This window comes from Paracoccus sp. Ld10, from assembly GCF_045064235.1.
Lineage (GTDB): Bacteria > Pseudomonadota > Alphaproteobacteria > Rhodobacterales > Rhodobacteraceae > Paracoccus.
On sequence record NZ_JBISHD010000027.1, the window covers coordinates 404263 to 429654 of the forward strand.

27 protein-coding genes are annotated in these 25392 nt (G+C 66.8%); 11 read left to right on the forward strand and 16 right to left on the reverse strand.

Features of this window, described 5'->3' with window-relative positions; all coding sequences use genetic code 11:
* Positions 1-69: 69 nt before the first annotated feature.
* Complete coding sequence (locus ACJJVR_RS10295) at positions 70-738, forward strand: GntR family transcriptional regulator (protein WP_405404286.1); 669 nt, start codon at positions 70-72, stop codon at positions 736-738.
* 48 nt (positions 739-786) lie between these two features.
* On the opposite strand, the gene ACJJVR_RS10300 is transcribed toward ACJJVR_RS10295, so the two are convergent.
* The 4 genes from ACJJVR_RS10300 to def (ACJJVR_RS10315) all read right to left on the reverse strand — a co-directional run bounded on the left by ACJJVR_RS10300 (position 787) and on the right by def (ACJJVR_RS10315) (position 3200).
* Positions 787-1524, reverse strand: coding sequence for a calcium-binding protein (locus ACJJVR_RS10300; protein ID WP_405404288.1), 738 nt, complete (start codon positions 1522-1524; stop codon positions 787-789).
* Positions 1525-1667: 143 nt separating this feature from the next.
* On the reverse strand, positions 1668-2168 hold the full coding sequence (gene def, locus ACJJVR_RS10305; RefSeq protein ID WP_405404289.1) for a peptide deformylase: 501 nt from the start codon (positions 2166-2168) through the stop codon (positions 1668-1670).
* Between the two features lie 2 nt (positions 2169-2170).
* Complete coding sequence (def, locus tag ACJJVR_RS10310; RefSeq protein ID WP_405404290.1) at positions 2171-2686, reverse strand: peptide deformylase; 516 nt, start codon at positions 2684-2686, stop codon at positions 2171-2173.
* A complete protein-coding gene (gene def / locus ACJJVR_RS10315; protein ID WP_405404292.1) occupies positions 2679-3200 on the reverse strand; it encodes a peptide deformylase in 522 nt (173 codons plus the stop codon). Before def (ACJJVR_RS10315) ends, def (ACJJVR_RS10310) begins: the two co-directional genes overlap by 8 nt.
* Positions 3201-3278: 78 nt before the next feature.
* On the opposite strand from def (ACJJVR_RS10315), the gene ACJJVR_RS10320 reads away from it, so the two are divergent.
* The 3 genes from ACJJVR_RS10320 (at position 3279) to ACJJVR_RS10330 (ending at position 6140) form a co-directional block, all read left to right on the forward strand.
* Positions 3279-4463: a MalY/PatB family protein gene (locus tag ACJJVR_RS10320; protein WP_405404294.1), complete on the forward strand. Its 1185-nt coding sequence runs from the start codon at positions 3279-3281 to the stop codon at positions 4461-4463.
* A 127-nt stretch (positions 4464-4590) separates the two neighbouring features.
* On the forward strand, positions 4591-5553 hold the full coding sequence (locus tag ACJJVR_RS10325; protein WP_405404456.1) for an acetyl-CoA carboxylase carboxyltransferase subunit alpha: 963 nt from the start codon (positions 4591-4593) through the stop codon (positions 5551-5553).
* A gap of 326 nt (positions 5554-5879) precedes the next feature.
* Entirely contained in the window at positions 5880-6140 is a 261-nt protein-coding gene (locus ACJJVR_RS10330) for a hypothetical protein (protein ID WP_405404296.1), read from the forward strand.
* On the opposite strand, the gene ACJJVR_RS10335 is transcribed toward ACJJVR_RS10330, so the two are convergent.
* Genes ACJJVR_RS10335 through ACJJVR_RS10345 form a run of 3 tightly spaced genes read right to left on the reverse strand, consistent with a single transcriptional unit; the run spans position 6125 to position 8519 of the window.
* Entirely contained in the window at positions 6125-6937 is an 813-nt protein-coding gene (locus tag ACJJVR_RS10335) for a lysophospholipid acyltransferase family protein (protein WP_405404297.1), read from the reverse strand. The genes ACJJVR_RS10330 and ACJJVR_RS10335 overlap by 16 nt on opposite strands.
* Positions 6934-7845, reverse strand: a complete 912-nt coding sequence (locus ACJJVR_RS10340; RefSeq protein ID WP_405404299.1) for a cell division protein FtsX — start codon at positions 7843-7845, stop codon at positions 6934-6936. Before ACJJVR_RS10340 ends, ACJJVR_RS10335 begins: the two co-directional genes overlap by 4 nt.
* Positions 7845-8519 carry a cell division ATP-binding protein FtsE gene (locus ACJJVR_RS10345; protein ID WP_405404300.1) on the reverse strand — a complete coding sequence of 225 codons (675 nt, stop codon included), beginning with the start codon at positions 8517-8519 and terminating at the stop codon, positions 7845-7847. Before ACJJVR_RS10345 ends, ACJJVR_RS10340 begins: the two co-directional genes overlap by 1 nt.
* A gap of 113 nt (positions 8520-8632) precedes the next feature.
* Here ACJJVR_RS10345 and ACJJVR_RS10350 point away from each other — a divergent pair, with 113 nt between their 5' ends.
* Positions 8633-9406 (forward strand): zinc-ribbon domain-containing protein, encoded by a 774-nt coding sequence (locus ACJJVR_RS10350; protein ID WP_405404301.1) that lies wholly within the window; start codon positions 8633-8635, stop codon positions 9404-9406.
* 4 nt (positions 9407-9410) lie between these two features.
* Here the strand turns inward: ACJJVR_RS10350 and ACJJVR_RS10355 are convergent, their stop codons facing one another.
* Genes ACJJVR_RS10355 through argH form a run of 4 tightly spaced genes read right to left on the reverse strand, consistent with a single transcriptional unit; the run spans position 9411 to position 14769 of the window.
* The gene (locus ACJJVR_RS10355; protein ID WP_405404302.1) at positions 9411-11948 is read right to left on the reverse strand and encodes a DUF4175 domain-containing protein; all 2538 of its coding nucleotides are present in this window, start codon (positions 11946-11948) and stop codon (positions 9411-9413) included.
* Positions 11939-13204 carry a diaminopimelate decarboxylase gene (lysA, locus tag ACJJVR_RS10360; RefSeq protein WP_405404303.1) on the reverse strand — a complete coding sequence of 422 codons (1266 nt, stop codon included), beginning with the start codon at positions 13202-13204 and terminating at the stop codon, positions 11939-11941. Before lysA ends, ACJJVR_RS10355 begins: the two co-directional genes overlap by 10 nt.
* Entirely contained in the window at positions 13205-13372 is a 168-nt protein-coding gene (locus ACJJVR_RS10365) for a hypothetical protein (RefSeq protein WP_164871393.1), read from the reverse strand.
* On the reverse strand, positions 13369-14769 hold the full coding sequence (gene argH / locus ACJJVR_RS10370; RefSeq protein ID WP_405404305.1) for an argininosuccinate lyase: 1401 nt from the start codon (positions 14767-14769) through the stop codon (positions 13369-13371). The genes ACJJVR_RS10365 and argH overlap by 4 nt, the downstream gene beginning before the upstream one ends.
* A 23-nt stretch (positions 14770-14792) precedes the next feature.
* Here argH and ACJJVR_RS10375 point away from each other — a divergent pair, with 23 nt between their 5' ends.
* Complete coding sequence (locus ACJJVR_RS10375; protein ID WP_405404307.1) at positions 14793-15341, forward strand: TlpA disulfide reductase family protein; 549 nt, start codon at positions 14793-14795, stop codon at positions 15339-15341.
* Here the strand turns inward: ACJJVR_RS10375 and ACJJVR_RS10380 are convergent.
* Positions 15319-15894 carry a DNA-3-methyladenine glycosylase I gene (locus ACJJVR_RS10380; protein WP_405404308.1) on the reverse strand — a complete coding sequence of 192 codons (576 nt, stop codon included), beginning with the start codon at positions 15892-15894 and terminating at the stop codon, positions 15319-15321. The genes ACJJVR_RS10375 and ACJJVR_RS10380 overlap by 23 nt on opposite strands.
* 111 nt (positions 15895-16005) lie before the next feature.
* Here ACJJVR_RS10380 and ACJJVR_RS10385 point away from each other — a divergent pair, with 111 nt between their 5' ends.
* The 3 genes from ACJJVR_RS10385 to phbB all read left to right on the forward strand — a co-directional run bounded on the left by ACJJVR_RS10385 (position 16006) and on the right by phbB (position 18916).
* Positions 16006-16806 carry an EAL domain-containing protein gene (locus ACJJVR_RS10385; RefSeq protein WP_405404458.1) on the forward strand — a complete coding sequence of 267 codons (801 nt, stop codon included), beginning with the start codon at positions 16006-16008 and terminating at the stop codon, positions 16804-16806.
* Between the two features lie 127 nt (positions 16807-16933).
* Positions 16934-18106 carry an acetyl-CoA C-acetyltransferase gene (locus ACJJVR_RS10390; protein ID WP_405404310.1) on the forward strand — a complete coding sequence of 391 codons (1173 nt, stop codon included), beginning with the start codon at positions 16934-16936 and terminating at the stop codon, positions 18104-18106.
* A gap of 84 nt (positions 18107-18190) precedes the next feature.
* On the forward strand, positions 18191-18916 hold the full coding sequence (gene phbB / locus ACJJVR_RS10395) for an acetoacetyl-CoA reductase (protein WP_405404311.1): 726 nt from the start codon (positions 18191-18193) through the stop codon (positions 18914-18916).
* Between the two features lie 82 nt (positions 18917-18998).
* On the opposite strand, the gene ACJJVR_RS10400 is transcribed toward phbB, so the two are convergent.
* From ACJJVR_RS10400 to ACJJVR_RS10410, 3 genes are read right to left on the reverse strand one after another with little or no spacing between them, the layout of a single operon-like run.
* Positions 18999-19163, reverse strand: coding sequence for a YdcH family protein (locus ACJJVR_RS10400; RefSeq protein WP_405404312.1), 165 nt, complete (start codon positions 19161-19163; stop codon positions 18999-19001).
* 59 nt (positions 19164-19222) lie between these two features.
* Positions 19223-19981, reverse strand: coding sequence for a tRNA1(Val) (adenine(37)-N6)-methyltransferase (locus ACJJVR_RS10405; RefSeq protein WP_405404313.1), 759 nt, complete (start codon positions 19979-19981; stop codon positions 19223-19225).
* Entirely contained in the window at positions 19974-20183 is a 210-nt protein-coding gene (locus ACJJVR_RS10410) for a DUF2007 domain-containing protein (RefSeq protein WP_405404314.1), read from the reverse strand. Before ACJJVR_RS10410 ends, ACJJVR_RS10405 begins: the two co-directional genes overlap by 8 nt.
* 74 nt (positions 20184-20257) lie before the next feature.
* Here ACJJVR_RS10410 and ACJJVR_RS10415 point away from each other — a divergent pair, with 74 nt between their 5' ends.
* Entirely contained in the window at positions 20258-21259 is a 1002-nt protein-coding gene (locus tag ACJJVR_RS10415) for a polyprenyl synthetase family protein (RefSeq protein ID WP_405404316.1), read from the forward strand.
* Positions 21260-21361: 102 nt separating this feature from the next.
* On the opposite strand, the gene ACJJVR_RS10420 is transcribed toward ACJJVR_RS10415, so the two are convergent.
* Positions 21362-22693 carry an ammonium transporter gene (locus tag ACJJVR_RS10420; protein WP_405404318.1) on the reverse strand — a complete coding sequence of 444 codons (1332 nt, stop codon included), beginning with the start codon at positions 22691-22693 and terminating at the stop codon, positions 21362-21364.
* A gap of 364 nt (positions 22694-23057) precedes the next feature.
* Here ACJJVR_RS10420 and ACJJVR_RS10425 point away from each other — a divergent pair, with 364 nt between their 5' ends.
* Positions 23058-25337, forward strand: a complete 2280-nt coding sequence (locus ACJJVR_RS10425; RefSeq protein ID WP_405404320.1) for a transglycosylase domain-containing protein — start codon at positions 23058-23060, stop codon at positions 25335-25337.
* Positions 25338-25392 lie beyond the last annotated feature (55 nt).

A 25392-nucleotide genomic window follows, 5' to 3' on the forward strand; every position in this document is an offset into this window, starting at 1 on the left:
ACAGAACGCAATCTTGACTTGCCTGCGCCCCCGTCATAGCCAGAGAAAGACGCGCCAACGGAGACGCCGGTGACAGACACAGACGCCCGCATCGAACGCCTGCCCCTGCTGGACGCAATCCTGTCGCGGCTGCGTGACATGATCATCGAGGGGCAACTGCCCCCGGGCACCCGCCTGAACGAAGGCCAGATCGGCCTGCAACTGGGCGTGTCCCGCACGCCGCTGCGCGAGGCGATCAAGTACCTGGCATCCGAAGGGTTGGTGGAACTGATCCCGTCACGCGGCGCGGTGGTGAAACAGTTCGGCGCCCGCGAGGTCCGCGACATGCTGGAGGTGATCCGCATCCTGGAACAGCAGGCGGGCATCATCGCCTGCGCGCAGGCAACCGATGCCGGCATCGCAGAGGTGCGTGCGTTGCATGACCGGATGCTGGACTGTTATGCCCGGCGCGACCGCATGGCGTATTACAAGCTGAACCAGGCGATCCACACCGCCATCGTGGCCCTTGCCGGGAATGGCGCCTTGTCCGAGGTGCACTCCCGGTTGCAGACGCGGCTGAAACGTGTTCGCTTCATCGGCCACGAGGGTGCGGAAAAATGGGCCGGCGCTGTCTCTGAGCACGAACAGATGATTGTGGCGCTGGAATCGCGCGACGCGGACCGATTGTCGGAAACCCTGGGCCGCCACCTGACGCAGGCATGGGAACGGGTGCGCGACGACCTACCTGCGCAGACGTAAAAACCCCCGCGCAGGACGACCCTGCGCGGGGGGAACTGGCGAAACATCCTACCAGGTAAAATCGTCGCTGCTCATCTGGTTCAGGCGGAAATCCTGGATGATCAGCTGATTGGGGCCGAAATTCAGCGCCACGTCCGACCCGTTCTGCACGGCGGCCCCGCGGATCTGGGCATAGCTGTCGACATTGGCCAGTGCGCGCAGGTCGATCTGATCGTCACCGTTCTCGAAATCGGTGATCCGGTCACGACCGCCGTTGAAGACGAACACGTCCGCCCCCTCGCCGCCGGTCATCGTGTCATTGCCCAGGCCGCCGTTCAGCGTGTCGTTGCCCTCGCCGGCGATCAGGCGGTCGGCACCAAAGCCCGCGACCATCAGGTCGTCGCCCTCGCCCGCGGTCAGCATGTCGTTGCCCGCCCCCGAGAACATGCGGTCGTTGCCCTCGCCGCCATCCATCGTGTCGCGGCCATTACCGGCGTACAGAACGTCATCGCCCTCGCCGCCCCAGACGCGGTTGTTGCCATTGCCGGCGGCAACGACGTCGTTGCCCTCGCCGGCGGCGATCACGTCGTTGCCGCTGCTTGACCAGATACGGTCGTTGCCCGACCCGCCAAAGACGCGGTTCGCGCCCTCTCCGGCCCAGATGCGGTCATTGCCCTCGCCGCCATCGACGATGTCGTTGCCGCCAAACCCGTACAGCAGGTCGTCGCCTGACCGACCATAGATCAGGTCGGCCAGATTGGTGCCGGTCAGGCGGTTGTCGTCGTCATTTCCGATGAGTCGTGCCATGGGGTCATCCCTGTGAAAATCCAGGCGTCGCGGTGATCTTGCGACGGGGTGCGACGCCAGTCCCCGCGGCACGAACAGCCGTCCGGGCCATTCGACAGCAGAACGGACCACCACGCCGTCTTATTCCATGGCAATATGAAAATTCAGCGACGGTCCAGTTTGGCCGACCGCGCGACCAGCATCTTGCGGCGCAGCGGGGTCAGGTGATCGACATACAGCCGCCCGGCCAGATGATCGATCTGGTGCTGAACGCTGGTGGCCCACAGGCCCACGAAATCGCGGTCCTCCTCGACGCCGTCCTGGTTCAGGTACCGCACCGTGACGGCGCGCGGGCGGCTGATCGGGGCGGACACGCCGGGCAGGTTGGGGCTGGCCTCCTCGTGCTCGCGCAACTTGACGCTGGCATGCAGGATCTGCGGGTTGGCCATGCGCACCGCCTGCCCCCGGGGGCCGGATGCGTCCACGACGGCCAGCGCCATCATGATGCCGATCTGGGGCGCGGCCAGGCCCACGCCGGGCATCGCCTCCATCGTGTCGACCATGTCATCCCAGATCATGCGGACGGTTTCGGTGATCTCGGCCACCGGCGCGGCGGCGCGGTGCAGGCGGGGGTCGGCATAGGGCAGGAACGCGCGCACGGCCATGGTCAGTCCTTTATGATCAACAGGCCGTCCAGGTGATCGACCTCGTGCTGGGCGATCCGGGCGGCGGGGCCCCGCATGTCGCGCAACTGATGGCGGCCGTCCAGATCGTACCAGCCGATTCCGATGGCGTGGGACCGCTGGACATCGACAGGGCGGCCGGGGATGGACAGGCACCCCTCGGTGGCGATCTCGGTCTCCTGGGACCGGACCAGGATCTCGGGGTCGATCAGGACCAGCGGCTCGGGGGTGCCGTCCTTCCAGCCCGCATCCATGACGAAAATCCGGCGCAGCACGCCGATCTGCGGGGCGGCCAGGCCGCGCCCCTGGGCGTGATACATCGTGGCCAGCATGTCGGCGGCCAGCACGCGCAGTTCCGGGCCGGTCATGTACCCGGCCGGTTCCGCGCGCAGGCGCAGGCGCGGGTCAGGCCACAGGACGATGTCGCGCAGGGTGCCAAGGCCAAGGTCCCCCGGCAGGTCGGGGCGTCTCCAGCCACTGGCACCCGTGCGCTCAGGCACGGGCCATGTCCCGCTTCAGCTTGACCATCTTGCGGGTGATCATCTGGCGCTTGATCGCGGACAGGTGGTCGATGAACAGCACCCCGTCCAGGTGATCCAGCTCGTGCTGGGCGCAGGTGGCCCACAGCTCGTCGAACTCGCGTTCGTGGGTCTTGCCGTCCAGTCCCAGCCAGCGCATGCGGATCTGGGCGGGGCGCGTGACCTCTCCGTATTGTTCGGGAATGGACAGGCAGCCCTCCTCATAGGTGTTGGGCGTGTCGGACGCCCAGCTTACCTCGGGGTTGACCAGCACCAGCGGCGCGCGCGGCGCCTCGGGGTCGCGGTTGGCATCCATCGTGAACACGCGCAGGCCCACGCCGATCTGCGGCGCGGCCAGACCGATGCCGGGCGCCTCGTACATGGTGGCCAGCATGTCGGCGGCCAGCGTCTCGATCTCGGGCGTGATGCGGGCCACGGGCTGGGCCACCTTTTTCAGGCGCGGATCAGGATGGATCAGGATGGGTCTCAGGCTCATGGCAAGGGATTTAGGGCAAGCCTTCACCATAAGCAACAACCCCGCTATGGATGGGGCACGCAGCCCGCAGGAGCCCCCATGACCCAGCCCGATTTCGACCGCATCATCGACCGCCGCGGCACGCATTGCAGCAAGTGGGACGACATGCAGGCCGCCTATGGCGTGTGCGCCGACGACGGGCTGGCCATGTGGGTGGCGGACATGGATTTCGCGCCCCCCGCGGCGGTGCAGGCGGCGGTGGACCGCGCGGCGGCGCATGGCGTCTATGGCTATCCCGGCGCGAACCCGCCCTATCTGGCGGCGATCGGCTGGTGGATGGAAAACCGCCATGGCTGGCAGATCCGACCCGAATGGGTGCTGACCTGCGCGGGGCTGGTCAATGCGGTGGCGATGGCGCTGAACGCCTATACGCAGCCCGGTGACGGGGTGATCGTGATGGCCCCGGTCTATCACGCATTTGGCCGGGTGATCCGCGCCGCCGGGCGCGATCTGGTCGAACTGCCGCTGGCGCTGACGGACGGGCAATACACCATGGACTGGCCCGCGTGGGAGGGCATGCTGACCGGGCGCGAACGCCTGATGATCCTGTGTTCGCCGCACAATCCCGGTGGCCGCGTCTGGTCGGATGCCGAACTGCGCCAGGTCGCCGATTTCTGCGAACGTCATGACCTGATCCTGATTTCGGACGACATCCATGCCGACCTGGTCCTGCCGGGCGGCCCGCGGCACCGGATGATGGCGACGGTCGCCCCCGACATCGCCGGACGGCTGGTGACGCTGACCGCAGCCACCAAGACCTTCAACATCGCGGGCGCCCATATCGGCAATGCGATCATCGCCGATGCCGATTTGCGGGCACGGTTTCAGGGCGCGCTGGCCGCGGCGGGGATCTCTCCGGCGATGCTGGGACAGGACATGGTCGCCGCCGCCTATTCGCCAGAGGGCGCGGCCTGGGTCGATGCGCTGGTCGCATATCTGGACGGCAATCGGCGCATCTTTGACGACGCGGTGAACGCGATCCCGGGCCTGCGGTCGATGCCGCTGCAGGCGACCTATCTGTCCTGGGTCGATTTCCGCGACACCGGCATGACGGACACGGAAATCACCCGCCGCATCCAGGGCGACGCCCGCATCGCCGCCAATCACGGCGTGACCTTCGGGCTGGGCGGCGAGGGGTTCATGCGCTTCAACATCGCGACGCCCCGCGCGCGGGTGATAGAGGCCGCAGACCGGCTGCGCGCGGCATTCGCCGACCTTCAGTGACGCGACAGGACCTTGCATCGCCGTGCAGGCCGGGTGGCGCGGGCCGTGCGCCCGCGTTGCAACCCGTACCGCACCGCCCTATATAGCGCCAAACCCGAACCCCGCCCGAACCGTGAAGGTACCCCGCATGGTCTATCTGGATTTCGAAAAACCGCTTGCCGATATCGAGGGCAAGGCCGAGGAACTTCGCGCCATGGCCCGCAAGGGCGAGGGGGCCGTCGACGTCGAGAAAGAGGCCGCAGCGCTGGACCGCAAGTCGTCAGACCTGCTGCGCGACCTGTACAAGACCCTTGATCCCTGGCGAAAGACCCAGGTCGCCCGCCATCCCGACCGCCCCCATTGCAGCGACTATATCGCAGCGCTTTTCAGCGAATACACGCCGCTGGCGGGTGACCGCGCCTTTGGCGACGACCATGCGGTGATGGGCGGCCTTGCACGGTTCAACGACGCCCCCTGCGTGGTGATCGGGCATGAAAAGGGCAACGACACCAAATCGCGCATCCACCACAATTTCGGCATGGCCCGCCCCGAGGGGTACCGCAAGGCGATCCGCCTGATGGACATGGCGCATCGCTTCGGCCTGCCGGTGATCACGCTGGTCGACACACCCGGCGCCTATCCCGGCAAGGGTGCCGAGGAACGCGGCCAATCCGAGGCCATCGCCCGCTGCACTATGAAATGCCTGGAGATCGGCGTGCCGCTGGTCAGCGTCATCATCGGCGAGGGCGGGTCGGGCGGGGCCGTGGCATTCGCCACCGCGAACCGCATCGCCATGCTGGAACATTCGATCTATTCGGTGATCTCTCCAGAGGGCTGCGCGTCGATCCTGTGGAAGGACGCGGAAAAGATGCGCGACGCCGCCGAGGCGCTGCGCCTGACCGCGCAGGACCTGAAAAAGCTGGCTGTGATCGACGGCATCATCCCCGAACCGTTGGGTGGCGCGCAGCGCGCGCCCACGCAGGCCATCGCCGCGGTCGGAGACGAAATCACCGCCATGCTGGCAGAGATGGCGGACCTGAAACCCGCCCAGCTGATCAAGGACCGCCGCGCCAAGTTCCTGGCCATGGGGTCCAAGGGCCTGGCGGCCTGACGCACACGCCACTGTGACCGACCTGCAACAGCCGTCCCGTCTTGGGGCGGCTGGCGCGTTTTGCCGTCTTGCGCGATCTGCAAGGCTGGGCCAGCGTGCAATTCTGCCCACACGCATGCGCGAAAGGAGGGGTCCATGACATCATATGCCAATGCCCCCGCCCTGACCCGCACCGGTCCGGCCCAGCCTTCGTCGGTCCGACAAGGCGCCTGACCGCCGCAAGGCAGACCCCGCCGACATCATGACCTGACACGACCGCAGTCCGCGGGCCTGTCCGCATGGCGTCATCCCATCCCTGAACCCCGTCGACCGCACACGGCCCTGCCATGTCCGGTCCCCATCCCTGGAGACTGATGATGATTGCCGATCTTCACCCGCAAAGCGCCCGCCTGCGTCCCGCGATGCACCGCCTGATCGCCCGGCACGGCGCGACGGCGGTGTTATGGGCCGCGATCCGCGCGGCACTGCTGCCACGGCGCAGGCGGCCCCGGCCGCCCGACCCATACCTGATGTCCCCGCACATGCGGCGCGACATCGGGCTGCCCCCACTGGGGCCGCATGTTCCGCGCTATTATGATCTGAGGTGAGTGTTGTTCCGGGCGGCGTCATCCGCGTCGCCCGGTTCAGCCAGGAGCAGCCCGGCCTCGGCCATCAGGCGGTCGGAATGGGTCTCGATCTCGGCGCGCAGGCGGGGCAGGAAACCCTCGGTCGGGATGGCGGGATCGATGGCGGGCAGGAACTCGACCACCGCGCGGCCGGGACGGATGCCCCACCCGCTGCGCGGCCAGAACATGCCGGTGTTTACGGCGACGGGCACGACCGGCAGACCGGTCCCCTCGCGGATCGTGGCCACGCCCTGCTTATAGGGCTTGCGCTGTCCCGGCAGGGTACGCGTGCCTTCGGGATAGATGATCAGCTGACCCAACCCCTCGGCGGACATACGCTGGTTGATGGTGGTGCTGATCGCGGCCATCGCATCGCGCCCGCGCGACCGGTCGATGGGGATGCAGCCGGTCTTCCATGCGTACCAGCCCATGACGGGCACGCGCATCACCTCGCGCTTCATGATGAAGGCGCGGCGGGGCACGGCATGGGCAATGATCATGATGTCCCAGAACGACTGATGCTTGGCCGCGACGATGCAGTCGTGGGTCGGCGGCGTGCCGCGGATCTCGCAGGTCAGGCCCAGATGGATACGCGCGGCCCAGACCATATACGCGATCCAGCGCGTGGCGATACGGTTCGCGCCCGCACGTCCGTGGCGCAGCGCAGGCAGGCCCAGCAGTCCGATGATCAGCGTGGCACAGCCGACATGGACATAGAACAGCACGTTCTGAACGTACTGCCATGGCGTCAGCGCGCCGGGGCGCGCGCCGTCGGTCATCGCACGGCCTCCAGCATTTTCAGCGCCGCCCACCGCGTCGCGACAAAGGCCACGCCCGCCGCGACCAGCGGGATCGCCAGCGGCATCAGCCAGTCGGCACCCTGAAAGCCCAGCCCGGTCAGGAACCCGCCCGCGGCACTGGCATCGGGCAGGATCGCGATCGCGCCGATGCCCAGCACCGTTCCCACGGCGGACCCCATCGCGGCGCGGCGGGTGAACCGGCGCACAAAGGCCGTGGCGATGGTCAGGTCGCGCGCCCCGATCAGGCGCAGCACGCGGATCACCTGCACGTTCGCGGCCAGCGCGGCCTTGGCCGCCAGCGTGATCATCGCGGCAGACGCCGCCCCGATCAGGATCAGCGACACGATGCCCAGCATCCGCAGCCGTTTGGCCGCCGAGACCAGCGGCCTGCGCCATTCGGTGTGATCGTCCAGCACCGCGCCCGGCACCTCGGCCTCAAGACGCAGGCTCAGGCCCTCGGCGTCGAACGTGTCCTCGACCGGCAGGTCGATCAACGCGGGCACGGGCAGCGCATCCACCGGCATGTCGGGGCCGAACCATGGCTCCAGCAACTGGGCCAACTCGTCCTGCGGCAGCAGGCGTGGCGTGCCCGCGCCCGGTGTGGTCTGCAGGATCGCCAGCGCGGATTGCACCAGCGCGTCCTGTTCAGCGACCGGCGCACTGACACGCACCGTCACGCTGCCGGCCAGTTCGGACGACCAGCGATCCGCCAACCGCCCCGTCGCCAGTGCCAGCGCCAGCGCGAACACCGCCAGAAACGCCATCGCGCCCGCCGAAAACAGCGTCAGCTGCGCCGTGAACCCGGTCGGCGGCACGATGCGGTCGCCCGCGCCGTCCCTGTCGCCCGTCAGACCCTGCCACAGGCTTCCGATATTCAGCCGTCCCATCAGAGATCCGCCCCCGCCAGATGCAGGCTGCCGCCGGTGATCCGCAGGACGCGCGCCGTCACCTGCGCCTTGGTGGCGCGGATCAGGTTCAGGTCATGGGTCGCCACCAGCACGGTCTTGCCCGACTTGTTCAGCTCGATCAGCAATTGCATCAGCCGCATGGACATGTCCCAGTCCAGGTTGCCCGTGGGTTCGTCCGCCAGCACCAGGTCCGGCGACAGGATCACCGCGCGGGCCAGCGCCGCGCGCTGGCGTTCGCCACCCGACAGCGATGGCGGCAAAACGCGCGCGTGCTGCGACAGCTGAACCCAGCCCAGCAGATCGCGCAGCGCGTCCATGTCCACCTCCTCTCCGGCGATGGACAAAGGCAGGGCAATGTTCTCGGCCAGCGGCAGGTGGTCCAGGAATTGCGGGTCCTGATGGACCACGCCCACGCGACGGCGCAGATCGGCGATGCCGTCACGCGACAGCGCACGCATGTCCTGGCCAAAGGCGGTCATCTGGCCCGAACTGGGCAGCAGATCCGCAAAGCACAGCCGCAGCAGCGTGGTCTTGCCCGACCCGGACGGCCCGGTCAGGAAATGGAACATGCCCGGCTGCAGGGTCAGCGTCATGCCCGACAACAGCTCGTCCTGGCCATGATAGCCAAAGCCGACATCCCGCATCTCGATCAAGCGCCACCTCTTTTCCGCTGCGACCCGTCTGGTGCGGGCCGTTGGCGCCCGGCGCGACTTGGAAGCCGGACCCGCGCTTGATAGAACAGCCGCACGATGATTGCGAGGGTGGCATGGCTGAATTCAAGTTGATCTGTCCAGGGTGCCGCGCCGAATATGCGCTGCCCTCGGATGCCATCCCGCAGGGCGGCCGCGAGGTCGAGTGTCCAGCCTGCGGTCATGTCTGGCAGGCTCATCCCCCGGCTGCCGCCGGACGGCTGGATCTGGGCAGCTTTTCGCGCCCGCTGCCCGATGACGACGAAACGCCCCGCCCCCTGCCCCCGGCCCGGGCGCGTCTGTCCCCGGATATCCTGGACATGCTGAAAAGCGAGGTCGACCACGAACGCCGCCTGCGCGACGCCGAACAGCAGGACGACGTGCGCGCCACCACCGACGAGATCGACTGGCCCGCGACCACCGTGACCCAGACTGCGCGCCCCACCGCCCCGCCGACGGTCGCCGCGCCACAGGTACAGCCTCAGCCTCAGCCTCAGCCTCAGCCTCAGCCTCAGCCTCAGCCTCAGCCTCAGCCTCAGCCTCAGCCTCAGGTCGTCGCGCCTCTTGCCGCAAAGGCAACCCCGGACAGCCGCCCCCCCGAACTGCGCCAGCAGGCCGAAACCGCGGTGCATCGACGGTCAGCCCCCACGCCCATCCGGGTGGTACGTCACGGCGCAGGATTTGGCACGGGCATGACGCTGGCGCTGCTGGTGATGGCGGCGGTGCCCGCGATCTATCTGCTGGCCCCAGTCGCAGAGGCACGCGACTGGCCACTGGTCGGCACGCTGACGGCGGCACGCGACGGGCTGGACGCCTTGCGGCAATGGTTGGCCATCCGCGTCGGGGCCTGAGCCGTCAGAACCGGTCCAGCAACCGGCCCAGATAATCGCGTTCGTCCTGCGGACGGTCCGTCTGGCCGCTGCGGCGGCGGATCTCGTCCAGCAGGTCGCGGGCACGGCGCGCAGGGTCCAGCCCCTCGGCCAGCGGATCGCCATTGGTGATGACATTGCCGCCGCCATTACTCTCGCGGCCCAACGGGTCCAGCTGCGGCTGTCCCTGATAGGGCTGCCCCTGCCCGCCCTGCGCCGACTGGCCCGGTTGCTGGCCGGGCTGCTCTCCCTCGCCGCCCGGCTGGCCATCATGACCGTCCTGACCCTCCTGGGCCATCATGTCGCCCAAGGCTCGCATGCCCTCGCGCATGGACTGGATCGCGTCGGCCTGACGCTGCATCGCACCCGCCATGTCGCCGTCGCGCAGCGCCTGCTCGGCATCCTCCATCGCACGGCCCGCATCGTCCAGTTGGCGGCGCGCGGCATCGCCTTCGGGCGACCCCTGCCCCGGCATCAACCCCTGCTGCTGGCCCAGTTCCTCGCGCAGCGCGCGCTGGCGGTCTGCCATGCTGTCGCCGTCCTGACCCTCGGGCCCGGGCTGCTGGCCTTGGCCGAACTGGCGCTGCATGTCGCGGAACGCCTCGTCCGACAGCTCCTGCTGATCGCGCAGCGTATCGGCCAGGCGGTTCATCGGCTGGCTGCCCTGTTGGCCCTCTCCGTCGCCCTGACCCTGGCTCTGTTGAACCTGCAGGTTCTCCATCATCCGGTTGAACTGTTCCAACAGCGCCTCGGCCTCGGCCATGCGACCCTCGTTCATCAGGCGCTGGATCTCGTCCATCATCTCCTGGATCTGGTCGCCGGTGATCTGCTGGCCCTGGCTGTCGCCGCGGTCGGGGCTGTCGGTCTGGTCCTGCGGCTGGCTCTGCTGGGCCAGCATGTCGGTATAGGCGTCGGTCGCCTCGCGCAGCTCGTCCATCAGCCGCTGGACCTCGTCGGGGCTGGCACCGTTGCGGATCGCCTCGGACAGGCGCTCCTGCGCCGCGCGCATCCGCTCCAACGCGTCGGACAGGCCGCCATCCTCCAGCTGAACCGCAGCCTCCCACAGCGCTTCGGCCAGACGGTCGCGGGCTTCGACGCTCAGATCGTCCCCGTCCAACAGCTGCACGGCGGCGCGCAGCTCTGCATACAGGTCGTCCTCGACGAACCCCTCGGGCTGCCAGGTGACGGCGCGCATGATTTCGGCACTGCGACCGGCATTTCTGCGCGACCACAACAGATCGCGGCGCAGTTCGATCAGCGTGGCCGCGAACGGGTCAAAGAACCGCCGCCCCGGCAGGGGCAGCGCCATCGGATCGGACTGGCCCGCCTGATCGATCCCGTCCACCGCGCGCAGCGTGACGGTCACGGGCAGGTTGGCCCAGGGGTGGCGGGACAGATCCTCGGCCAGCTGCCCCTGAACCTCGCGGCGGTCGCCACGCGGCAAAGGCAGGTCCAGCGCCACCGGGTCGCGCGGCTCGGGCGCCACGGTCAGGCCAAAGCGGCGATCGACCGCGTCCAGATCCAGCGCGATGACTGCCTGTGCGGACATGACGCCGTGATCGTCCCCGGCCTGATAGTCCTGGATCATCCGCCCGTCGGCGCGTCGCGTGGGCGCCGCCCCCGCCCGGATCACCGGCACGGCGTCGGGCAGGACGGTCACGGCGAAACGACGCCCCTGAATGTCGATGCTGCCGGACCGGTCAGCCCGGAATGCAGGCGCGGTCGGATCGTCCGATGTGACGGGCCCAATGTCCTGCACAAGGTCGGCGCCCTGGGCATACAGGCGAAAACTGACGGTGCTGCCCTTGGGCAGGTCCAGCGCCTGCCCCTCGGCCAGGGCGTTCAGATACAGCGTTGGTCGGCGGGTATAGGCGGGCGGTTCGGCCCAGCCCTCCCAGACCGGGCCCTGCGGCGGGGCGGCACCGGGCTGCGGCGGGGTCATCGTCGCGGCCAGAGCGCGCACGCCCAGCCCCATCTGGCCCACCCCGCCAAAGATCAGCGCCATGACCAGCGCCACCAGCCCCGCCAAGCGCAACGCAAAAGGGTCGCGCCGCGCCAGGTCCGCATCGGGACGCACCGCACGTGCGGCCAGCGCGGCGTCGCGCATCTGCGCCAGATGTGCCTGCCACAGCGGTCCCTCGCCGCCGATCGCGGCACGGTCCGACAGCGCGGTCAGCGGACGTCCGGGCAGGGTCCGGTCCAGCCGGGCCACCGCCTCGGCCCGGCGCACGCGACGAAAGCGCCATCCGCCCCGAACCGCCGCAACCACGACCGCCAGCAGCCACAGCCCCGCCAGCCATGGCAGCACCGCGCCCGGCACCGCAGTCACTGCGCCAAGCGCCAGCGCAGCGATGCCAAAGCACAACAGCGTCGCCAGCGGCCAAAAGACCCGCGCCGCCCGTTCCCATGCCATTCCGGCACCGGTCAGGCGCAACGCGCGGGCTACCGGCCCCATTCGGATCGTGGACATACCCTCGGGGGTCCGGGGGCTGTCGGTGTCGTTCTGTCGCCCGATCAAAGCCATGCCGGGATGCTATCCCGTGCCAGCATTTCCTCAAACGTGGGCCGTGCCCGGATGACGGCGAAGTGATCGCCCTGCACCAGAACCTCGGGGACCAGCGGGCGCGAATTGTATTCCGACGCCATCACAGCGCCATACGCCCCGGCGGAGCGGAACGCGACCAATCCCCCTGCCGCCAGTTCGGGCAGTTCGGCCCCCTTTTGAAAGGTATCCCCCGATTCGCAGACCGGACCGACCACGTCATAGGGCCGCACCATCGCGCCCACCGCCGGTTCGATCAACGGGACGATGTCGTGATGCGCACCGTACATGGCCGGGCGCAGCAGGTCGTTCATCGCCGCATCAACGATCAGGAAATCGCGATCCTCGCCGTTCTTTACATAGATCACGCGGGACAGCAGCACGCCGGCATTGCCGACGATGTTGCGGCCCGGCTCAATCTCGATCTCGCAGCCCAGATCACCGACCGTCTCGCGGATCACCTGGCCATATTCGATGGGCAGGGGCGGCGCACTGTTGTCGCGGCGATAGGGGATGCCCAGCCCGCCGCCCAGATCCAGCCGGGTGATGTCGTGACCCTCGGCGCGCAGGGCGCGGGTCAGTTCGGCCACCTTCAGATAGGCGGTGCGGAACGGCGCCAGGTCGGTCAGCTGGCTGCCGATATGCACGTCCACGCCCACGACGCGCAGCCCCGGCAGGGACGCGGCCTCGGCATAGACGGCCATGGCGCGCGAAATCGGAATGCCGAACTTGTTGTCGGACTTGCCGGTCGCGATCTTCTCATGCGTCTTGGCGTCCACGTCGGGGTTCACGCGGATGGCCACCGGCACCGTCACGCCCATGCTGACGCACAGCGCGGACAGGGCGCGCATCTCGGGCTCGCTCTCGATGTTGAACTGGCGGATGCCGCCCTCGATCGCCATGCGCATTTCCGGAACGGTCTTGCCGACGCCGGAAAACACGATCCGGTCGCCCGGCACGCCGGCGGCCTTGGCGCGGGCGTATTCACCCCCCGACACGACGTCCATGCCGGCCCCCAGATCGCCCATCAGCTTCAGCACGGCCAGATTGCTGTTCGATTTGACCGCAAAACACACCAGATGGTCGGTCCAGTCCAGCGCCTGACGGAACAGGCCGAAATGGCGCGTCAGGGTCGCCGCGGAATAGACATAGACGGGCGTACCCACCTGTTGCGCGATGCACGACAGGGGCACGTCCTCGGCAAACAATTCGCCATTGCGATAGAGAAAATGGTCCATCTACAGCTCGGCCGACACGCCGAACCGGGCATCGCCGCTGACGGTGACGCCCATCTGCTGCTGCAACGGCTTTTCCACCGGGCGCTGCGGGGCGCCGTCGACGCCGCAGCTGGCCAGGACGGCGACGACCACGACCAGAACGACGACGATGATGACCGTGTTTCTCATGCCAGTTTCTCCTTCCAGCGGGCGATCTGCGCGCGCACCTGCGCGGGGGCCGTCCCGCCATAGCTCTGTCGCGAGGCGACGGAATTGTGCACGCCCAGCACATTGAACACATCGTCGGTGATCTGACCATGCACCGATTGCATCTGCGCCAGCGTCAGGTCGGGCAGATCGACGCGCCCCTGTTCGGCCAGCGCCACCAACGACCCGGTCACGTGATGGGCGTCGCGGAACGGCAGGCCCAGTTCGCGCACCAACCAGTCTGCCAGGTCCGTCGCGGTCGAGAACCCCGTGGATGCCGCAGCCTCCAGCCGGTCGCGATTCGCGGTCAGGTCCGACAGCATGCCGGTCATCGCCGCCAGTGCCAGCATCAGCGTGTCGGCGGCGTCGAACACCTGTTCCTTGTCCTCCTGCATGTCCTTGGAATAGGCCAAGGGCAGGCCCTTCATCACGGTGAACAGCGCGACGGTCGCGCCCAGGATGCGACCGATCTTGGCGCGGATCAGCTCGGCGGCGTCAGGGTTGCGCTTTTGCGGCATGATGCTGGACCCGGTCGACCACTTGTCCGACATCGACACGAAGCGGAACTGCGCCGACGACCAGATCACCAGTTCCTCGGCCAGACGCGACAGGTGGACGGCGCAGATGCTGCTGGCCGCCAGGAACTCCAGCGCGAAATCCCGGTCGCTGACCGCGTCCAGGCTGTTGGCCATGGGACGGTCGAAATCCAGTTCCCGCGCGGTCATGTCGCGGTCGATGGGATAGCCGGTGCCCGCCAGCGCCGCGGCCCCCAGGGGCGATTCGTTCATGCGTTTGCGTGCATCCTGGAACCGCGACAGGTCGCGGCCGAACATCTCGACATAGGCCATCATGTGATGGCCCCAGGTCACCGGCTGCGCCGTCTGCAGGTGTGTGAATCCCGGCATGACCCAATCGGCCCCGGCCTCGGCCTGCGACAAAGCCGCACAGATCAGCGCGGTCAGTCCGTCGATGGCCGCGTCGCACTGGTCGCGCACCCAAAGGCGGAAATCGGTCGCAACCTGGTCATTTCTGGACCGGCCCGTGTGCAGGCGGCCCGCGGGTTCGCCGATAACCTCCTTCAGGCGGGCCTCCACATTCATGTGGATGTCCTCCAGGTCGGTCCTGAACGTGAATTGACCGCCCTCGATTTCTGACAAGACGGTGAGCAGGCCTTTCCCGATCGCCTCGGCATCGCTATCGCTGATGATGCCCGTGGCGGCCAGCATTGCCGCGTGGGCCCGGCTGCCCCGGATATCCTGGGCGTAGAGCCGCCGGTCGAACCCGATCGAGGCGTTGATCGCCTCCATGATCGCGTCGGGACCGGCGGCAAAGCGCCCGCCCCACATGCTGTTGGCGGTGGTCTGGGGCCGGTCGGTCATCAAGTACGTCCTTCGGAGGTCACATGCTGCGTTCCGCCCTGCTTTATACGGCCCTTGTTTTCGGTGCAAACACCGCCTTTGCCGCGGACCCCGACTGGCAGGCGGCCCGCGACGGGGGCCTGGTCAAGATGGTCGTCGCCGAAACCCCCGTCCCCGTGGCCACCGCCGAGTTCACCGACCGCGACGGCGGCACCCACACCCTGGCCGATTGGCAGGGCAAGGTCGTTCTGCTGAACTTCTGGGCGACCTGGTGCGCGCCCTGCCGCGAGGAGATGCCCGCCCTGGACCGGTTGCAGACCGAACTGGGCGGCGACGATTTCGAGGTGGTGACCATTGCGACGGGCCGCAACGCGGTCGAGCGCATCGACGATTTCTTTGCCGAGGTGGGCGTAGAGACGCTGCCGATCCTGCTGGACCCCCGCCAGCAGGTCGCGCGCGAGATGGGCGTGGTGGGCCTGCCCGTGACCGTCCTGATCGACCGCGACGGGAACGAGGTTGCGCGCTATCTGGGTGATGCCGAATGGGATTCGGACGCGGCCAAGACGCTGATCACCCAGCTGACAGCGCCCTGACGGGCGCATGCCTGTGGCAGGTCACGACATGGTCGTTGACCATGCCCGTGGCCTGCATGAAGGCATAGGTGGTCACCGGTCCGCAGAAGCCAAAACTGCGCGATTTCAGCGCCTTGGACATCGCGCGCGATTGGGGTGTTTCCGCAGGCACATGGGCAAGGTCGGGCCAGTCGTTCTGGATCGGGGCACCGCCCACAAAGGACCACAGCCAGTGGGCAAAGCCGTCCCCGGCCTCGGCGTCCAGAAAGGCGCGCGCACCACGCACGGTCGCCTCTATCTTGCTACGGTGGCGGATGATGCCGGGATTCGTCAGCGCGCGATCGATCCGCGCCGCGTCCCAGCACGCCACCCGTTCGGGGTCGAACCCGTCGAATTCGGCGCGAAAAGCATCGCGTTTCTTGAGGATGGTGATCCAGGACAGACCGGCCTGAAACCCCTCCAGAACCAACTGTTGCCACAGCCTGCGCGGGTCGTGTTCGGGCGCGCCCCATTCCCGGTCATGATAGGTCACATAGACCGGCAGGTCACCGCACCATCCGCAACGGTCCATCATCTGTTAACCCAAACTCGAGAAAGAGATCACGCTTCACGGCAGGTTAAGCCAATATGTGCAGACTGCAAGCAGACCCGACTCGGTAAGAGGCCGCCCGTGAGCGACAGAACAATGGACAACAGTTCGCCCCTTGAGGATGCGATCCGCCATCAGGACCGCATCACCCTGGCGGCCGTTTCAGCGGCGGTCGAAAAAGGCAGCGCAACGCTGGCTTTTCAGCCGATCGTACAGGCGCAGCGCACAAAGACGCCCGCCTTCTACGAAGGGTTGATCCGCATCATAGACGACAGCGGACGGCTGGTGCCACTGCGCGATTTCATGCCCCAGGCCGAGGTGACGGAACTGGGTCGCAAGATCGATTGCCTGTCGCTGTCATTGGGTCTGCAGACCCTGGCCGAGGATCCCGGCCTGCGCCTGTCGATCAACATGTCCGCACGCTCGATCCTGTACCCGGAATGGATCAACACGCTGCGGCGTGGTGTCTCCGACGACACGACACTGGGCGAACGCCTGATCCTGGAGATCACCGAGAGCAGCGCGATGGGCATGCCCAACGAGGTGCAGACCTTCATGGCCGAGGTGCAGGGATACGGCATCAGCCTGGCGCTGGACGATTTCGGCGCGGGCTACACGTCGTTCCGCTATCTGCGGGATTTCTGTTTCGACATGATCAAGATCGATGGCCAGTTCATCCGCGAGATCGCAACGAAACCCGACAATCAGGTCCTGACGCGCGCGCTGCAATCCATCGCGCATCATTTCGACATGTTCACGGTGGCCGAATCCGTCGAAACGGCCGATGAGGCCGCGTTCCTGATCGATATCGGCATCGATTGCCTGCAGGGCTACTATTTCGGCGCCCCAACCATCGCACCGCCGTGGAAAAAGCCCCCCTCGCTGGCCAGCCGCTAAGGGACACCACGCGGGCCGCCACATGGTTCGGCATCGAAATGCCCCAGGCTTCGACTTGACGTAGCGTCCTGAAACAGCATCCTGACAACAGGCCGGTTCGTCCGGCACTGATGCGAAGGAGTCTGTCGTGACCAAAGCCGTGATCGTTTCCGCCGCCCGCACGCCGGTCGGAAGTTTTCTGGGGGCCTTTGCGAATGTCCCCGCCCATGACTTGGGCGCCGCTGTTCTGGCCGAAGTCGTCGCCCGCGCCGGCATTGACGCAGGTGACGTCGACGAGACGATCCTGGGTCAGGTGCTGACCGCCGCACAGGGCCAGAACCCCGCCCGTCAGGCGCATATCAAGGCGGGCCTGCCACAGGAATCCTCGGCCTGGGGCATCAATCAGGTCTGTGGTTCGGGCCTTCGCGCCGTGGCACTGGCCGCCCAGCACGTGATCCTGGGCGATGCCCGGGTCGTTCTGGCGGGTGGTCAGGAAAGCATGTCCATGTCGACGCACGCCGCCTATCTGCGCGCCGGGCAGAAAATGGGCGACATGCAGTTCATCGACACGATGGTCCGCGACGGGCTGTGGGACGCGTTCAACAACTATCACATGGGCCAGACCGCTGAGAACGTCGCCGAGAAATGGCAGATCAGCCGTGACCAGCAGGACGAATTCGCGCTGGCCTCCCAGAACAAGGCAGAGGCCGCCCAGAAAGGGGGGCGCTTTGACGAAGAGATCGTCGGCTATACCGTCAAGTCACGCAAAGGCGATACGGTCGTGGACAAGGATGAATACATCCGCCACGGCGCGACGATCGAGGCGATGCAAAAGCTGCGCCCAGCCTTTGCCAAGGACGGGTCCGTGACCGCGGCCAACGCATCCGGCCTGAACGATGGCGCGGCCGCAGTGATGGTGATGTCCGAGGACGAGGCCGCGCGTCGCGGGCTGACGCCGTTGGCGCGCATCGCCAGCTATGCCACCGCTGGCCTTGACCCTGCGATCATGGGCACGGGTCCCATTCCGTCCAGTCGGCGCGCGCTGGAGAAGGCCGGTTGGACCGTCGGCGACCTGGATCTGGTCGAGGCGAACGAGGCTTTTGCCGCCCAGGCCTGTGCGGTGAACCGGGATATGGGCTGGGATCCGTCGATCGTGAACGTGAACGGCGGAGCCATTGCGATCGGCCACCCGATCGGTGCCTCGGGGGCACGGGTGCTGAACACACTGCTGTTCGAGATGCGTCGCCGTGACGCGAAAAAGGGTCTGGCAACGCTGTGTATCGGTGGCGGCATGGGCGTTGCGATGTGCCTTGAACGCTGAGTGTATTTTCCTGTGCAACTATGTTGCGCAGGAAAATAATATTGACTAATAATATTTCACGGCGAAAGAAAGGGAGGGGGCACCATGTCTAAAGTTGCACTTGTCACAGGGGGATCGCGGGGGATCGGCGCTGCTATTTCAAAGGCGTTGAAGGACGCAGGCTATAGCGTCGCGGCCAACTATGCCGGCAATGACGACGCGGCGCAGGCCTTTACCAAGGAAACCGGCATCAAGACCTACAAATGGTCGGTCGCCGACTACGACGCCTGCGCCGAGGGCATCAGGCAGGTCGAGGCAGATCTGGGCCCGGTTGCCGTGCTGGTCAACAATGCCGGGATCACCCGCGATGCGATGTTCCACAAAATGACCCCGCAACAGTGGAAAGAGGTCATCGACACCAACCTGACCGGCGTCTTCAACATGACCCACGGCGTCTGGAACGGCATGCGCAATGCCAGGTTCGGGCGCGTGATCACCATCAGTTCGATCAACGGACAAAAGGGCCAGGCAGGGCAGGCGAACTATTCCGCGGCCAAGGCAGGCGATCTGGGCTTTACCAAGGCGCTGGCACAGGAAGGCGCGCGCGCAGGCATCACCGTCAACGCCATCTGCCCCGGCTATATCGGGACCGAAATGGTGCGCGCCATCGACGAAAAGGTCCTGAACGAGCGCATCATCCCCCAGATCCCCGTCGGCCGCCTTGGCGAACCCGACGAAATCGCGCGCGCCGTGGTGTTTCTGGCGGCGGACGATGCGGGCTTTATTACAGGGTCGACGATCACCGCGAACGGCGGACAATACTCTGCCTGACGCAGGCCTCCGCGTCTGAATGATCAAGGCCCGCGCAATCTGCGCGGGCCTTTTTCCGTGAGGGTATCGTGCTATCGACGGGTCAGTGACCAAGTCGGCCGATCTGTTCCTTGAGACGCAGTTTCTCGCGCTTCATTGCGGTGATTTCGTGGTCGCTGGCACTTGGGCTCCTCTGGGCCCGTTCCACGGCAACTGAAAGGTTCTGATGCTTCTTGCGAAGCTCTTCGACATGGGAAGCAACCGTCATTACGTACTCCTCTATAGTTGTCTCGAACCCTTTCATTTCACCACAGCTTATTGATTCTGTCACGCAGCTTTCGCAATTCCCATCATGATCGGCGCCCCCTCGCGCAAGACTTGGGCAGCCATCGGGCTCAGGTCGTCGGTTCCCTGGTCATGGCGGGCCGCGGCGTGGGTGATCAACGGGGCCAACAGGCGCAGCGGGCCGCGGGCACCCTTGCGCGCCGTCACCAGAATGCGCCCTGCCGGGCTGCCGGTCCGGGCAGCGATCGGCATGATCGCGATGGACCCGGCGCGGGCGGCCAGTGCGGCCATGACCCCGTCCAGACGGTCGGCGCGCTGGATCACGGTCAGCCAGCCCCCCGGCCGCAACCGCCGCAGGCCCGTGTCGATCCACAGCGCCAGTGGCGTCTCCTCGCGCCGGGCCAGCGCACGACCCGCATCAGGCGCTGGCGTCCCGCCCAGAAAATAGGGCGGGTTCATGATCACCTGATCGAACGTCACGTCCCGCAAACCCTGCGGCGGGTCCGCCAGGTCGCCGATCAGGACCGTCAGCGTGATGCCGTTCGCGGCCGCATTGTCGCGCGCCAGATCGGCATAAGCCTGCTGGCGTTCCAACCCGGTGATCGCCAAATCCGGCACCCGCCACCCCAGGCACAGGCTGGCCACCCCCGCCCCGCAGCCCAATTCCAGCACCGCCTGCCCCGGCTGTGCCGGGCAGGCGGCCGCCAGCATCACCGCATCGGCCCCCGCGCGATAGCCGCGCACAGGCTGTGCCACGCGCAGCCGGCCGTCCAGAAACCCGTCGATGCGCGTGTCAGTCATTCAGCCCATTGTCGCGCAAGATGGCGCGGGCCATGAATTCATCGCGATCCGCGACCATCAGCCGCGCGGGCAGCACGCCGATCGATCCCTCCAGAACGCTCATGTGCTGATCCATCGGAAACGTGACAATCCCCTCTGATTCCAGCAGGCTGGTGGCGGCGGACATGCGGACGGGATCATTGCTGCGAAAAAGCTCTTTCATGGGCGCGACGTTAAGCGGCGGTTGCGCATTTGTCGATGCCGTGGCAATGCGTTGGCGCAGACACGGGGTATGGCATGACTGTGCAGGACAACGTCCGCAAACCGCTTGATCGGCTGACCGAAGCCCTCACCGCCGAGATGGAGGCGGTCAACGCGCTGATCCGCGACCGCATGGCCAGCCGCCATGCCCCCCGCATCCCCGAGGTGACGGCCCATCTGATCGATGCCGGCGGCAAACGCCTGCGCCCGATGCTGACGCTGGCTGCCGCCAAGCTGCTGGGCTATCCGGGGCCGTGGCACATCCATCTGGCCGCGACGGTCGAATTCATCCACACCGCCACGCTGCTGCATGACGACGTGGTCGACGAAAGCGGCCAGCGCCGCGGACGGCCAACGGCGAACCTGTTGTGGGACAACAAGTCCAGCGTGCTGGTCGGCGATTATCTGTTCGCCCGCAGCTTTCAGTTGATGGTCGAACCCGGCAACCTGCGCACGCTGGAGATCCTGGCCAATGCCAGCGCCACCATCGCCGAGGGCGAGGTTCTGCAACTGACGGCCGCCCAGGACCTGGCAACCGACGAATCGGTCTATCTGCAGGTGGTACGCGGCAAGACGGCGGCCCTGTTTTCGGCCGCGACCGAGGTGGGCGGCGTCATTGCCGGCGCGCCCGACAATCAGGTGCAGGCGCTGTTCGATTACGGCGATGCCCTGGGCATCAGCTTTCAGATCGTGGACGACCTGCTGGATTACGGCGGCACGACGGAAACGATCGGCAAGAACACCGGCGACGATTTCCGCGAACGCAAGCTGACCCTGCCGGTCATCAAGGCCATCGCCAAGGCCACCCCCGAGGAACGTGCCTTTTGGGCGCGCACCATCGAGGCCGGCGACCAGCGCGACGGCGATCTGGATCATGCGCAAAGCCTGCTGGCACGCCACGGCGCGATGCAGGCCGCGCGCCAGGACGCGCTGGACCATGCAGCCCGCGCGCGCACCGCGCTGCTGGTGCTGCCTCCCCATCCCATCCGCGACATGCTGGCGGACCTGGCCGATTTCGTGGTCAGTCGCGTTGCCTGATACCTGAACGGCGGGGCCAGCCCTGCCATTCTGTCGCGTCCATGCGAAAGGGGCGGGCCGCATCAGCGGCCCGCCCCTTTTTCCTGCGCCCTGCGTCGGGCCTTATTTTGCCTGGACGAAGTCGGGATAGGCCTCCATGCCCATCTCCGAGATGTCCAGCCCGCTGATCTCTGCTTCCTTGCTGACGCGGATGCCCATGGTGACCTTGAGGATCGTCCACACGACAAAGCTGATCACGAACACGAATGCACCGATCGCCAGCACGCCCATCGCCTGCGTCGCAAAGCTGGTGTCGGGGTTGGTGACCGGGACGATCATGGTGCCCCAGACGCCCGCGACCAGGTGGACGGGAATGGCGCCGACGACGTCGTCGATCTTCATCTTGTCCAGCATCGGGACGACCAGCACCGCAATCGCACCGCCTGCGCCACCGATCAGGATCGAGGCAAAGATCGACGGCATCAGCGGTTCTGCCGTGATCGACACCAGACCGGCCAGCGCGCCGTTCAGCACCATGGTCAGATCGATCTTGCCGTACAGCAGCTGCGTGACGATGATCGCCGCGACCGCGCCGCCCGATGCGGCCATGTTGGTGTTCACAAAGATCCGGCTGACATCAGCGGCGTCGTTGATCGACCCGATGGCCAGTTGCGATGCGCCGTTGAACCCGAACCAGCCCAGCCACAGGATGAACGTACCCAGCGTGGCCAACGCCAGGTTCGAACCCGGCATCGGCTGTTGGCGACCGTCGGGGCGGTATTTGCCCGTCCGTGCGCCCAGCACGATGGCACCCGCCAGCGCAGCGAAACCACCGGCAGCATGGACCAGCGTCGAGCCCGCGAAATCCGAGAACCCAGCCTCGGACAGCCAGCCGCCGCCCCACTGCCAGCTGGCCTCGATCGGATAGATCAGGCCGGTCAGCACGACGGTAAAGATCAGGAACGGCCACAGCTTGACGCGTTCGGCCAGGGTGCCCGACACGATGGACGCGGTGGTGGCGCAGAACATCAGCTGGAAAAAGAAATCCGATCCCGCCGAATAGCCGTCTTCGGCGGTCGCACCTGCGACGGGGTCGATGCCCTTGGGGCTGAAGATCTCTCCGATCCAGCCGGCCACGGTCCAGTCGCCCGGATACATCAGATTGTACCCGATCAGCCAGTACATGATGCCCGCGATGGCAAACAGCGCGATGTTCTTGAACAGCTGCGTCGTCACGTTCTTGGAGCGGACTAGGCCCGCCTCCAGCATCGCAAAGCCCGCAGCCATCCACATGACCAGAAAGCCGCCGATCAGGAACAGCAGCGTGTTGAAGATATAGGCGACATCCGCGCTGACGGCGACCGCCGCCTCCACGGGCGCCGCGGCCTCTTGCGCGGCGGCGGGGAAAGCCGCCATCACGCCAAGGCTCGCGATGAGCGGGAGGGTCTTGTTCATGTGATTAAACCTCGCTTGGTGCCACAGCCGCCGGACCGGCTGTCATCGCCCCTTTCATCTGCAATTCCACCGCCTCGGCAAAGATGCGCCGGGCCAGGGACAGGCCGGAAACCTGAACTGCCCTCCAAACGTGCGGAAAAACGCGGCATAGCCCGATTTTTATGCACATATTATCTGGTCGGACGATTGAGTTGCCCGCACGCTGTGCAACCTGCCCGTACGCCAGCCATTCGTAACGCGACGGCGTCCGCCGCGCCTGTATCACGGATTGGTCACCCCAATTCCCCTTTGCATCGTCTTGTTGTAGTCTGTCGTCCAATCCGGCCGGACCAACCGGCTTCGCAGTCACGCAGGCACCCGACGCATGAAACGACCCACCGGTACCCCGCCCCGCTCGGGCAAAAGCCCTGTTGCCGACAGGCGCAGCCAGCCCGCGCCGGCCAAAACGACGCCCCGCAAGGTCAAACGTCACCGCAAACCGCGGCGCGGCGGCATCCTGGGGTGGATCGCCGGGCTGGTGACGCTGGCTTGGCGCATCGTCTGGGGGTCGATCTGGCGGCTGGCCATGACGGTCGCGTTGATCATCGGTGCGGCCAGCGCCTATTTCTATGTCAGCCTGCCCGAGGCGCAGGATCTGTTCGACGGCCGCGCCCGCGGCAGCGTCACCATGCTGGACCGCGACGGTCGCGTCTTTGCCTGGCGCGGAGAGACCTATGGCGCGGTCACCAGCGACCAGATCCCGCCTGTGCTGCAACAGGCCGTGCTGTCGTCCGAGGACCGGCGCTTTTTCCGCCATTTCGGCGTCAGTCCGCGCGGCATCGCCAGCGCCATCCGGATCAACATGGCCGAGGGTCGCGGCCCGCTAGAGGGGAACGGCGGTTCCACCATCACCCAGCAGGTCGCCAAGCTGCTGTGCCTGGGCGACACGTTCGATCCCACGCGTTTCGCCAACGAGGCCGAGTTCGAGGCCGAATGCCGGTCCGGCGGCGTGTGGCGCAAGATCAAGGAGATCCCCTATGCCTTCGCCATGGAGGCGAAGTACAGCAAGGAAGAGATCCTCAGCATCTACATGAACCGGTCCTATCTGGGCGGCGGCGCCCGGGGCTTCGAGGCCGCAAGCCAGGTCTATTTCAACAAGCCTGCGACCGACCTGAACGTGTCCGAGGCCGCGATGCTGGCGGGCCTCTTGCCCGCGCCAAGCCGCTATGCCCCCACCGCCAGCCTGGAGCGCGCGCAGAATCGCGCCAGTGTGGTGATGGGGTTGATGCATCAGGAAGGCTATCTGGACGACCAGCAGCTGACACAGGCCCGCGCCAATCCCGCGACCCTGTCGCAGGCTGCGACCGCGCGGGCGGGCGGTTATTTTGCGGACTGGCTGATGGAATCGGGTCCCGGTTTCCTGACCAGCGAGACGACCGAGGACGTGACCATCACCACCACGCTGGACCAGCGCATCCAGCGGGCCGCCGAACGTGCCCTGCAGAAGGTGTTCGACGAAAAGGTCAAGGACGGCTCGACCGCCGAGGCGGCGGTCGTCGTGATGTCCGCGGACGGCGCGGTGCGCGCGATCATCGGCGGGCGCGACACAAAGGTGAACGGCGTGTTCAACCGTGCCACCCAGGCCAAGCGCCAGACCGGGTCCAGCTTCAAGCCGTTTGTCTACGCCGCGGCGTTGGAGGCCGGCTATTCGCCCGGCGACCGGATCGAGGACGGCCCCCTGACCATCCGCATTCCGGGCGGGCGCAACTGGTCGCCTCAGAACTATTCCCGCAACTATCGCGGCATGGTCACGCTGACCACGTCGCTGGCACAGTCGCTGAACACCTCGACCATCCGCCTGCAGGAGGTCGTGGGCCGTGATCAGGTGATCCGCGTGGCGCGCGATTTCGGCATCGTCAGCAACCTGACCACCAGCCCGTCCCTGGGTCTGGGCGCGTCCGAGGCGACGCTGCTGGAACTAACCGGGGCCTATGCGGGCATCCGCAACGGCGGCACTTCGGTGGCGCCCTATGGCGTGGTCGAGGTCGCGATGCAGGGCGACGACCGCCCGCTGATGGGGCAGACCGGCGGTTTCGGCGAACGCGTCATCAGCCAGCGCGCTGCGGGCCAGCTGATCTACATGATGCAGCAGGTCATCACGAACGGCACCGGCGGGCGCGCGCAACTGGGCAGCCGGCCCGTGGCGGGCAAGACCGGCACCACCAGCAGCTATCGCGACGCGTGGTTCGTGGGGTTCACCGAACAGTACGTGACCGGCGTCTGGATGGGCAACGACGACAACACGCCCCTGACCGGCGTCACCGGCGGCGGTCTGCCTGCGGAAATCTGGCAGGCCGTGATGCAGGAAATCCATGACGGCCTGCCCGAACTGGCCCTGTCGACCGTGTCGCCCGACGGCAGCGGGATCATCATGTCCAGCGGCGGCACCACTCCGCAGGTGGTGACCAGCGGTTCGCCCGACGATCCGCTGGCCGCAGCGCTGGCCGGGGTGATGAACGGCATCGAGGCGCAGAACAGCGGTCGTGTGATCCCGAACCCCGGCACCGTGCAGGGCGGCCCCCCCGTCACGCCGGGCAACAGCGTCGGGTCCGATTCGGACGACGCGCTGTCCCGTGCCCTGAACGGCATTCTGGGCGGGAACTGATCCCCGGATATGAAAAAGCCGCCCGGTCGCAGGACCGGGCGGCTTTTTCATGGGC